Genomic DNA, 11,727 nt, shown 5'->3' with positions numbered 1-11,727 from the left:
ACTAATTAGTCGCAGGCTTTACACTCAACGCATCATCATGTTTCTGCGCCGATTGTAATAAGTCTTTTTTAGGCCCATTTTTATCTTTATTAATGTATTCACTGGCATAAGTGATGTTGTCTTTTTGTTGTTCAAACTGAGCACGTTCCTTTGCTACTTCGCCCTGTTGGGCATTCTGTGCTTGAGCCATACCTGTAGCAGCAAAGAGTAACGCCACACACACGCTTGACCATCGAAATGCTGATGTCGCCATGTCATAACCTCACTTTCATTTATATGTTTTGGAAAATACGAGAAACCTCACGGCCAACCAAAACTAGACCAGACCGTACGGTTATAAAACCACGTAAATTTGAAAGGAACAAGATGGAACTCCAGCGCGAAAATTAAGTCAAATAACTAGATCTTTTGGAATGTCATGGTTCTGAATACCATATGTATTACAACCATAATTTCATAGAGTTAGGAGGGAAAAGGCTGCCTTTTGCCGTGAAGTGAACACTTTGTGATTGACTACTAATGATGAATTTATAAACAATACACCCCTATTTTTTACACCAACCTGACTTTTTACTCACAAAAATCTTTCTTATAAAATTCATAAGTTTGGAATGTAGATCTAAAAACCCCACACCGTTCGGTATGGGGTTGCATATAAGAATTTCTCTACGATTGGAAACAGTTACACTGCCGCACCAAAGTCAGGGAAGCCATCAACCCATGCGATTGATTTCATACGAGTGTGGCGGTTTGGATCCCATAAAGGGTCCCCCTCAATCTCAGTATAATCACGGGCATGATAAACCAACACATCTTGCCCTTTCTCATCTTTGGTAAAACAGCTATGACCCGGACCATAAACCTTTTCAGGCCAGTTAGTGCGGAATATCGGAGCTGGTGACTTCGTCCAGTTCACTGCATCGAGCAGATCGGCATTTTCATCAACCCACAGCATACCCATACAGTAATTCTCGTCAGTGGCACTCGCAGAATAGGTTAACCAAACTTTGCCATGACTATTAAGCAAATATGGGCCTTCATTCACCATAAATCCGCGAGTTTCCCATTCAAACTCAGGTTTCGACAGTAAGGTTCCTGGCAATTTAAGTTGGGTTGGCGTTTCCATCTCAGCGATGTATAAATTTGAGTTTCCAGCAATAGCAGGATCTTTTTGTGCCCAAATATAATAATCTTTGCCTTGGTGATGAAATACTGTTGCATCTAAACAAAATGCATCAATACCCGAATCCACCTGACCACAGAAGGTCCACTCTGGAGACATAGGATCCGCACTTAAATTCTCAATGGCGTACATTCTATGTTGGAATAGATCATCTTTAATTTCACGGCTGGGAGCCGCTGCAAAATAGATCATCCACCGCCCTTGCACATAATGAATTTCTGGAGCCCATACTAAGTCAGAATAAGCCCCTTCATCGGGTTTAGTCCAAGCCGTAATTATCGATTCAGGTTGCGCTAACCCAGTTAAGGTTTTAGCTCGGCGCAACTCAATCCTATCGTACTGTGGCACAGATGCCGTAAAGTAATAATAGCCATCGGTGTGCAAATAAACCTGCGGATCTGCGCGTTGTTCGATAACTGGATTCTCAAATTTCATCGAATATCCTTTTTATTTTAAAGCCACATGAGAAACGTGTGATGGTTCACCAGCAACATCTTCGCTGGATTCAGTTGGCATTTGCCCCATCATGTTGTGATAGTAATCATCAGTCACTTTGTACTTGAACATCAAAGCGCCCATGATGAAGTGGAAAACACCCGGAATAATCGTCAGCATTAAAGCAATACCGGTTAATGCCATAGAACTCTGTTCTTGGTTTGGTACATAGTCGAAGAACGTTAACAACCAGCCCACGATTGCACCCGCAATCCCCATACCAAATTTTTGTGCAAATGAAATACCACCGAAGGCTAAGCCAGCCACACGTTCTTTCGATTTATATTCACCATAATCGACAGCTTCAGCAATGGCAGACCAGAAAACAGGCGCATGTAAATCGACCACAAAACAGATTAGGAAATAGAAGATAAAGGCTAAGGCAACATCACCACGACCAACAACAAGATACATCAATGCACTTAATACCATCACTGTAATTTGGCTGTAGCGGAACAGTTTGATTTTACAAAAACGTTTAGTAATCCAAGTTGATGCAACCATCGCCAAAATAGCGGCGGTAACCCCTGTAGCAAGGAATGCAGAAATCATACTGGCATCGCCACCCAGATAATATTTTGCGTAGTAAGCCCCCACAGAACCGCGAATAACATAACCTACGGTACCCGTAATACATACTAACCACAAAATGCCCCACTGATCGTTAACCGCCAATAATTTGATTTGTTTCAGCAGAGGTTTCGTTTCTACTTCGTGCTCTACGCGTTCTTTTGTTGTGAAGAAACAGAATAGGAAGAGTAATGTGCCCATTAGGCCCATCAAACCCATCGCATATTTATAACCGGCCTGAACACCACCTTCACCCCAAGATGCTGCAAGAGTCGGAACAATAATGGTCACTAAGAAAGCGGCAATTTTAGCAAAGAACAATCGGTAGCCGTTTGCAGAGAGTCGTTCCTGAGGGTCATCGGTTAATACACTGATTAACGAAATATAAGGAATGGTTACCGCGGTAAACATAATGGTAACCAAAATATAGGTCGCGTAGGCATAAATTAGCTTTTCGTTATAAGCCAAATCGGGAGTACTAAACGTTAGGTAAACAGAAATGCCAAAAGGAATCGCAATAAACAAAAGGTATGGACGATAACGTCCCCAACGAGTAGTGACTTTATCGGTAATGATCCCCATCAAAGGATCGGTCACCGCATCGATAAGTCGCACTACGATAAATAGCATCGCCAGATCAGACGCTTTTATACCAAAAATATCTGTATAGAAAAAAGTAATGATGAGCATCATTGATGATATGACGACGTTAACCGCCATATCACCGGAGCCGAACCCAACTTTTTCAAGGACCGACAATTTATATTTGTACATAGGAGACCTCGTAGGAAAAACGCTGTTTTATTTTTTGTAACAGTAGTTTTAACTTTTAAGGCTCTTTTAACTGTTAAACGATTCTAACAAGAAAAAGTACAGCGAATTAATCCATATTTTCAGCCATTATATTAACGATCTTTATCACAAAACCGTTTGCTAAATAATAATCTATGCCAGGGACTAGTTCATTCTTTGACTCTATATCGCAAAAGTCTTCGCGTCATGCTGAGGATTTGTTTTTATTTTACCTACTAAAATAAATCAATAAAATCATACTAGTAGAGGCTAATAATAAATAGAGAATAAAATAATTACATAAATTATCAGATCTTTATCGTTTAACCCAACAATAGCTAATGATGTCAAATAGCAGTACTTACCCATCTATGCGGCAGAATAGATCAGATTAATCACCAAGAGATACTGATTGAATTCTAATTTAGGTATAGCAAATATCTCTATATATTTAACATTATGACTATTAAGACATTAACACAATATAAGAAGAGTTGGGTTGTGGCAGAGTAGAATAGTAAAAGCCCTCTAATTAGAGGGCCTTAGGTCAATGACATTTCATGCAACTAGATGGTAATAATACCAATTGAAAAAGCGAACACGAGCATAATTAGCCCTACAATCCACAAGCCTAAAAAGCTATACCGGATATGTTCTTTAAGTTCAATCTCTGCTAATCCGATACCAAGGAAAGTGGCCGGAACTAGCGGGCTAATCAATAAAGCGAGGTTTTTACCAACAAGCATCGCGATGGCCATTGTTAAACCAGGAATATGGTAGTTTTTACCCACTTCAATCGCGAGTGGCAGCAACCCATAGAAATACGAGTCAGTGCCTAACATCGTACCCAATGGGAAAGCCAAAACACCCATAATGATGTGCAAATACTGAGCGATAGAGGCCGGTATAATGTGCAATAAAGGCACAGCCATTGCTTCTAACATACCCGATTTACTTAATACCCCAACCATAATGCCGGCAGCAAGCATCACAGAAGAAACATCAATCGCTGCTGGCGCATGCGCCATAACACGCTCTTTTTGATCTTTCATATTTGGGTAGTTGAGCAATAAAGCCGCACAGCACCCAACCATGAACACAAAATACGTTGGGAAAATATCCACCACTAGCACGGCTAGCATAATAGCCAGAATACCTAAGTTAGCCCATGCCAAACGAGGACGTTTTAAACGAGTCACTTCTTCGTCTTCATCCGCAACTTGAACTTTATGCTCAGCGGTTTCAACCAATTGAACGTTACCTGCGCCATGGAATTTCTTCTCACGCAGCGCCATGACAACAGCAAGACCGAGAGTGGCAACAATTCCTGCGCCTTGCAGAGGCAGAAGAATATGCCACAAGTCACCTGCATCCATCTTTAAGACAATCGCTTCACGCATAACCGGGCCGCCCCATGGAAGTAAGTTCATCACCCCCATGCCGCATCCGACAATCATCAGTAACAAATGCGGACGAATATTCAATTTTTTGTAGATAGGTAACATAGCAGGAACGGTGACCAATACCGTGGTTACTGTAGCCCCATCTAAATGAGAAAAGATACCAATAATGGCAGTGGCTAATGCGACAGCAACAACATTAGTCCCCGCTTTACTGACGAGCTTATTTACCAATCCATCAAACATACCCGCATCGGACATCACGCCGAAGAAAGTAACAGAGAAGATAAATAGCACCGCCATCTTGCTGGTTTTTTGAATACCAAAATTGATAAAACCAACCACTTCATCGACAGAAAATCCAGCTGCAAATGCAGCAATGACAGGAATGGTGATGAATACTACGACAGGAAGGGTTTTACTCTTGAATAACAAAAATAAAATGGCAAAAAGCATTAAAAAGCCACAAGTCGCCAATAACATACATACCTCGTTAACATCCGTTGTTATAATTTTTGAATGGCGGAGAGGTTAACACTGAATTTTTATATTATTTTTTTCAATCAAACGGAAATGTGAAGTCAAACAATTAAAAAACGCCAAATGTTTAATTTTATAGGCAAATTGTTAATTAAATGCTAACAAATAGTTTAATTGTATGGTTTATTTTAGCTATTTGAAGTACAAAAATCCATCAAGAGTAATTCTCGCTCAGTGAGAAAAATAGATTTCAATTGGATTATTTTTATCGTTCGTTAATATTTCATTGATAAGCTCTATAGTCGATAATGCGAAGTTGCCGGTAAATTAAGACATCGTATCCTCTTAATCATCTCCTCAAAACCAGTGTCATTTCGACACCACCAAGATGAATAGTTATGAATGATAAATGAATAAGTGTAAAAACACCTGTAATCGTTCGTATGTGGCCTCGCAGTTTTATCTGCTTTTCAATGACTTTAACAATTTATCTTTATACAAGGAATCCGCAAGCCTAGTTTGATAAGCTCGCGGATGTTCACCACTATAAGATGTTATCGAGTACGATTAGTCGCGGTTAATCGAAGATCCCGCTTCTTCAGAGGCCAATTCGTTGATATAGGTTTTTGCCCGAGTTGAATGAAAACCAACTCCTAAAGTAACAACAGTAAATAGCACTAGCATCAACACCATAATCCAGCCTGATAGTGTAAATAGGAAGGTATAGCCCGTTGTGACTGCAATCATACCGTAAGCAATCGCCCCTAACCCATTACCGATATCTAACATGTTATAGAATGTCGCACTGGCAGCACTGCTTTTATCTTCAGCAACACGAGTCAAGATTTGAGTTTGGAATGCTGGGAACAACGCTCCTAAGCCAAAACCGTAGGCAATAGAGCAGAGAATGAATCCGAATTCACCACTGGTATGCGCAATACCAAAAAATGAGACGAGAAATAAAATGATGCCGGGGACAATAACAAATGCAGGCCCTTGCTTATCATAAATGCGTCCTGAAAATAAGCGGGCAATACAGACACAAACTGTTGAAACTAAGAAGAAATAGCCAGGGCTCCCAATATGGTTTTGTTTAGCAAAAATCGAAACAAAGTTTAAAACACTTCCATAGCCAATACCAAAGAGCAGAGTCAAAAACGCAGGGAAACGAGCACCTTTAACGGCAAACTGATCGATAATGGAAACTTTTTGTTTTGCCGTACGATCATTAAATTGATAGTGACGGCTAAAATGACAAAAATAGGTCCAAACTAAGGCTACAATTTGGCACGATAACGCGAAATAAAACACATAGTCATACCCATAATCTAACGCCAACCATAATCCTACAGCGGGGGCGATCGCCATTGCGACAGTGGTCCCTAAACCAAAATATCCCATGCCTTCACCTTTACGTAGCTTAGGAATAATGGTCGCCGCTAATGTGGCATAGAAAGTCGTTGCGACGCCAAAGCCAACCCCATGGAGGATGCGGATAGCAAGCACACCGTTGACACTTGAGATCATGGCATAGCCAAGCGCACAAATTAGAGAAATAACGATACCTAAAAACAAGCACCCCATCGTTCCAAGCCATTGTTTAATTACATCGGATAACAGTCGAATAATGATGGCTGAAAACACAAAGATCCCCGCAACTAAACCGACTTCAGTTGCAGAACCGCCCATCTGGGAAACATATAGCGGTAATACTGGTAACAATAAGTGAAATCCGGCAAAGAAAATGCCGTTAGTAATAATTAACGCGATGAAGTTGCCACTCCACAGCGAACTATCGCTTATATCTTGACGTTCTGACATAATTTTTCCTTGCTAATAATATAGCGGCAACACACAAGGCCCCCAACCATTTGATGGTTCGGGAGAAATTACGTTTAGGTCAGTGAATCTAAGCGCTTGTTGACGTCGCTAATCATAGCTAATTAACAGTGATAATTTCGATTATGACCAGAGACATAATGCAGAGGATGCATTTATCTGATCACCAACAGCTATGAGCTGTATAGAATGGACGTATGACGCTGACATCACACGGGCATTATCTGCGGCTCAAGTATAGTCATTAATACTTATGGCCAACACTATGTAACAGCACAGGTTACGTAGCGAAAACACTCAACCAAGCGCACTTTTAATAGGTTCATACTTTACTAAAAATGATCAAAGTGTGCTTGATCGAACAGTTTTATTATCAGAACAGATAGAATGAAGGTCAATTTTGATTTTTAGAGTATTCACTTCCAATAAAATTATAGAACCCCTCCCCCTTCATATTCGAGTGGTTAATGGTAATCATCGCCACAGACCAATTCATGAGCAACTTTAATCATATTATCTAGCATCGGATTGGCACAATCTTGGCGCCACACCAACTGTAAATCGAGCGGTAATGATTTGAGATCGACTACCTCAATGACCGTTAACCCTGCTGGACATTCATTGATTGTCGAGCTAGGAACAATCGTACACCCAACTCCTGATGCCACCACCGATAACATAGTGACGCTATCATTACCGGTTTCAACGATATTCGGCGTGAACCCACATTGATTAAAATAGCCGATTAAACGGTCATAATAATTGGGGCTATTTTCTCTATCAAACCAAACAAAATCATAATCTCTTATGTCCGCTAAACACTGCGGCGGATTTGAAGCAATCTCTGAACATACAGGCGCCACCAGCACCAAATGATCTTGATATATTTTCAAACGGCCAAATTCTTCTCCCTCTGGCGGAAATATTAAGATACCGAGATCCATATTTCCTTCGCGTAAAGCGTTAATTTGCGGGCCAGATAACATAGTGTTGAGTTTAAGCATGACCTTAGGATATCGGCGTCTAAATTCTTTTAATAATCCACTCAGCTCCTTAACCCACAATAACATCACAGTGACGCCCATCCTTAACTCTCCCTGCATCCCCTTTTCTGTTTTAATCGCGTTATGCTTCGCTTCTTCTAAACACGATAAAATTCGTTCAGCGTCTTGCAAAAACACTTTTCCAGCCGGAGTTAAGGTGACACCACGCGCCTGTCTTTCTAGCAGTCCGACCCCTACAGACTCCTCTAATGAGCGAATCTGCCGGGTCAAAGCGGGTTGAGCAATATGTATTTTCCGCGCTGCAGCAGAGAAAGATAATTCACGAGCGACAGCAATAAAGTACCGCAGTTGTCTGATTTCCATTTCTATATTCACTCCGTCCCATACCAATTCGGTATGGATAACTAACTTATTTAATATTTTTCATCTTGGTAACAGGATGTAACACTCATAACAGGCGTTAATTATCCGCCCCATACCGTGTAAGGAAGCACGTGAAATTAGACAAGGAAAGGCATATGGACGCATTTTTTGCACAGCATCATGATCAACTGACCCAGCTAAGAAAAGAGTTTCATAAGAATCCCGAGCTTGGTTTTGAAGAGTTTAAAACTTCCCAGAAAGTCAAAGAGATACTCACAGAGCTCGACCTACCGTTTGTCGATAACATCGGAACAACGGGTATTGTTGCAACCGTCAATGGCAAGCAGCCTGATAACGGTCGCCGAATTGGCTTAAGAGCTGACATGGACGCGCTACCACTGCATGAAAAATCACCTCACGCTCATCGTTCAACCAATGAGGGATGCATGCATGCGTGTGGTCACGACGGCCATACGACTATTCTCATCGCAGTGGCCGAATATCTTGCACAACACCGTGATTTTTCCGGCACGATCTACCTTATTTTTCAACCCGCAGAAGAAGGCCGAGGCGGCGGTGACGCCATGGTAAAAGAAGGCTTATTCACACGCTTTCCGATGGATGAAGTGTATGGTTTACATAATTGGCCTTATATTCCCGCTGGAAAAATTGCGGTACTTGATGGACCCGCGATGGCTGCTGGCGATCGTCTATCAATCACGGTTAAAGGGTTAGGCGGACATGGTGGGGCGACCCCACATTTAACGGTTGATCCCATTCGTATTAGTGCTCAATTAGTTACTGCGTTACATTCGATTGTCAGCCGCGAAGTCTCGGCAATGGATCGAGCCGTCCTTAGTTTGTGTGCCATTCAATCGGGAGAATTAGAAGCCTTTAACGTGATTCCTGATACCGCGCAAGTCAACGGTACCGTCAGAACGTTTATCCCCGAGGTGCAAGATCTTATGGAAGCCGCGATCAAACGTACCTGTGCTGGAATCGCACAAAGTTTTGGCGCCGAGATCACCGTCGATTACGAGCGGATCATCCCTGCCACCGTCAACGATCCGGCATGCGCTCAGTTTGTACGCGACACGATCATTGATGAGTTTGGTAAGCAAGCTCTTGATCTAAAGACAAAACCTACCCTAGGAGGGGAAGATTTTTCCTATATGCTCAATCAAGTACCGGGGGCTTATATTTTCTTAGGCAGCGGACGCCATGAGCATGACCATCCACTGCATAGCCCGCATTTCGACTTCAATGACGCGGTTATTCCAATCGGAGCCAAATTACTGGCATCAACGGCAATAAGAGCGGTTAATCGCCAAGACTAAACAACCTGTTGTTTCTACTGTTCATTCATATGGAGGGAACCATGAAGAACCGTAAATATCCTATGCATCCTGTCATGATGCTCTACTTTCTTATCTGCACATTAGCCATGATCTGGCCTGGAGCGACACTGGCTAATCGTATTGAACCGATGATCTTGGGCTTACCCTTTTACCTCTTTTGGTATTTGGCGTGGCTGATGGTGACCTTTATCGGCTTAGTTATTTGCTTTAGAACGGAGGAAGACGACGCATGAATGGATCTTCAATGTTAATCACAGCAATTACTGTGGCCTATTTGATCGTCATCTTATTGGTGGGGATTTCCGCTAAACGGGGGCAAAAATCAACACTCGAAAATTACGTAGCCGGCGGACGTAATGTCGGCTTCATTGTTCTTTTCTTCATCTTTGGTGCTGAGTGTTTTTCCGCTTCTGCTTTTTTGGGAACGCCAGGTTGGGCCTACAGTAAAGGCATGCCTGTTTTATACATCATCGCCTATCTTACTTTGGGTATTGTCGTATGGTGGCTAATGGGGCCGATTATCGCTAAATCTGGCCGTAAGAAAGGCTTATTAACCCAAGCTGAGTTTTTTACTGACCGCTATCCCAATAAAATATTAGGCGTGTTTATTGGCATCATAAGTTTGTGTGCCATGATTCCCTATCTGACTGTACAAATTGCCGGTGCAGGCATGCTATTTGAAAGTGCGACTGGTGGCATCGTGCCGTTTTGGCTGGGTGCGCTTGTGGCGACCGCTGTTGTCACTGTGTATGTTTTTGTCAGCGGATTAAGCGGGATCGGGTGGACCAACTTATTACAAGGCATCATGATGGTCGCAATCGCTTGGTATTTAGGATTAGTGACACCAGAGCACTTCTTTGGCGGTGTGGGTGCCATGTTTGAACAAATCAAAGAGAAGGCACCAGAATACCTTACCATGCCAGGCGCAAGTGGTATGGGATGGGGAGCTTATTCAACGGCAATTTTGGTTAGTACCTTAGGCATTGTGATGTGGCCTCATATTTTTATGAAGTTCTACACAGCCGAAAGTGGTCGAACTTTAAAACGTGTTTTTGTTTTCTAACCATTATACGGAGTGATCATGGTGCCACTCATGTTCATTGGTTTTGCAGGTATTTTGGTCTTTCAGGAACAACCGCTAGCTAAAGCCGATGATGTACTACTTGAATTGGTCGTTAACCGAGTGGGATTTTCCGATTGGATCATTGGTATTGTTCTTTCTGGTGCATTAGCTGCAGCGATGTCTACTGCATCTAACCTTGCGCATACAAGTGCGTCTATTTTTGCTCGGGATGTATTGTACCCGCTGCCTAAATTCAATCGCATGAATGAACATCAAATGCTGCTTACTACTCGCATCGGTGTCATCATTGTCTCTATTCTAGCTTATGCACTTGCAATGGCGAAAATCCCAACCTTAGCGGCTTTGTTGCTTGCAGCATACGGTATTATCGTACAGTTATTCCCAATGCTCGTTGGCGCTTTATGGTGGAAAAAAGCCACAACACCCGCCGCTATTTCTGGTTTAGTGGTCGGGTCAATACTTGCCCTTTACTTTCAACTTTCTGGCAACAGTCCATTCGGTTGGAATGGCGGCTTTGTTGGACTGATTGTTAACACTATCGTTTTTGTTGCTGTTAGCTTAAAAGGTCATGCCACACAAACAGCGCAATCTCCTATTCAAGATGCATAACAACTATTACCAACGAGGCTAGAAATCATCTAGCCTCTTTTTGTTTGCAGCTTCAAAAGATGTGTTAAGAAAGTGGTTTGTGTTCAATTCGAGCATTGATTTGCTGCATCACTTTACCAATAACGACTATTGATATCGCACCAACCAGAACTGGAGTGAACAGAAATGACCACGTTTGCCCTGTCATCATGATTAATAGCGGATTAGCACCTGCAGGTGGATGCGTGGTTTCTGTTACCAACATTCCACTTACCGCTAACGCCGTGGCACACCCCAAACTCATCGGAGACACACCGATAAATTGGACAAAAAGCAATCCAATAAAAGCCGTTAATAAATGCCCGAAAATGACATTTCTGGGCTGCGCCAGTGGACTTGCTGGCACACCAAAAACCAATACTGCACTTGCTCCAAATGGAGCCATAATAAACAACCACTGGGATTGCAAATCACTCGCAAAACACAACATGCTGATAGCAATAAAAGCTCCAGCCCCAGAAAAAATTGCCCGATGATATCTGTTCATCTCATGATTCCTCATTCTCTTACC

Annotated in this window: 9 protein-coding genes and 1 pseudogene; 3 read left to right on the top strand and 7 right to left on the bottom strand. The window is 42.2% G+C overall.

What is annotated here, in order from left to right; translation table 11 throughout:
• Window position 1: 1 nt before the first annotated feature.
• The 6 genes from I1A42_RS05090 to I1A42_RS05065 form a co-directional block, all read right to left on the bottom strand.
• Window positions 2–253 (bottom strand): hypothetical protein, encoded by a 252-nt coding sequence (locus I1A42_RS05090; protein ID WP_161154148.1) that lies wholly within the window; start codon window positions 251–253, stop codon window positions 2–4.
• Between the two features lie 429 nt (window positions 254–682).
• Complete coding sequence (locus I1A42_RS05085; protein ID WP_161154149.1) at window positions 683–1,618, bottom strand: glycoside hydrolase family 43 protein; 936 nt, start codon at window positions 1,616–1,618, stop codon at window positions 683–685.
• 12 nt (window positions 1,619–1,630) lie between these two features.
• Complete coding sequence (locus tag I1A42_RS05080; protein WP_161154150.1) at window positions 1,631–3,022, bottom strand: MFS transporter; 1,392 nt, start codon at window positions 3,020–3,022, stop codon at window positions 1,631–1,633.
• A gap of 584 nt (window positions 3,023–3,606) precedes the next feature.
• Complete coding sequence (locus I1A42_RS05075; RefSeq protein ID WP_161154151.1) at window positions 3,607–4,923, bottom strand: CitMHS family transporter; 1,317 nt, start codon at window positions 4,921–4,923, stop codon at window positions 3,607–3,609.
• 564 nt (window positions 4,924–5,487) lie between these two features.
• Window positions 5,488–6,741, bottom strand: coding sequence for an MFS transporter (locus I1A42_RS05070; RefSeq protein ID WP_196122826.1), 1,254 nt, complete (start codon window positions 6,739–6,741; stop codon window positions 5,488–5,490).
• Window positions 6,742–7,223: 482 nt separating this feature from the next.
• Window positions 7,224–8,126: a LysR family transcriptional regulator gene (locus tag I1A42_RS05065; RefSeq protein ID WP_196122825.1), complete on the bottom strand. Its 903-nt coding sequence runs from the start codon at window positions 8,124–8,126 to the stop codon at window positions 7,224–7,226.
• A gap of 155 nt (window positions 8,127–8,281) precedes the next feature.
• On the opposite strand from I1A42_RS05065, the gene I1A42_RS05060 reads away from it, so the two are divergent.
• The 3 genes and pseudogenes from I1A42_RS05060 (at window position 8,282) to I1A42_RS05050 (ending at window position 11,177) form a co-directional block, all read left to right on the top strand.
• Entirely contained in the window at window positions 8,282–9,463 is a 1,182-nt protein-coding gene (locus I1A42_RS05060; RefSeq protein ID WP_196122824.1) for a M20 aminoacylase family protein, read from the top strand.
• Between the two features lie 41 nt (window positions 9,464–9,504).
• Window positions 9,505–9,717, top strand: coding sequence for a DUF3311 domain-containing protein (locus tag I1A42_RS05055; protein ID WP_202436366.1), 213 nt, complete (start codon window positions 9,505–9,507; stop codon window positions 9,715–9,717).
• Window positions 9,714–11,177: pseudogene (locus I1A42_RS05050) on the top strand (sodium:solute symporter family protein). The gene I1A42_RS05055 and the pseudogene I1A42_RS05050 overlap by 4 nt, the downstream one beginning before the upstream one ends.
• 64 nt (window positions 11,178–11,241) lie before the next feature.
• On the opposite strand, the gene I1A42_RS05045 reads toward I1A42_RS05050, so the two are convergent.
• The gene (locus I1A42_RS05045; RefSeq protein WP_196122823.1) at window positions 11,242–11,703 is read right to left on the bottom strand and encodes an HPP family protein; all 462 of its coding nucleotides are present in this window, start codon (window positions 11,701–11,703) and stop codon (window positions 11,242–11,244) included.
• Between the last annotated feature and the right edge of the window lie 24 nt (window positions 11,704–11,727).

Source organism: Vibrio nitrifigilis (genome assembly GCF_015686695.1).
Classification (GTDB): domain Bacteria; phylum Pseudomonadota; class Gammaproteobacteria; order Enterobacterales; family Vibrionaceae; genus Vibrio; species Vibrio nitrifigilis.
This window is presented reverse-complemented; position numbering and strand designations above follow the sequence as displayed.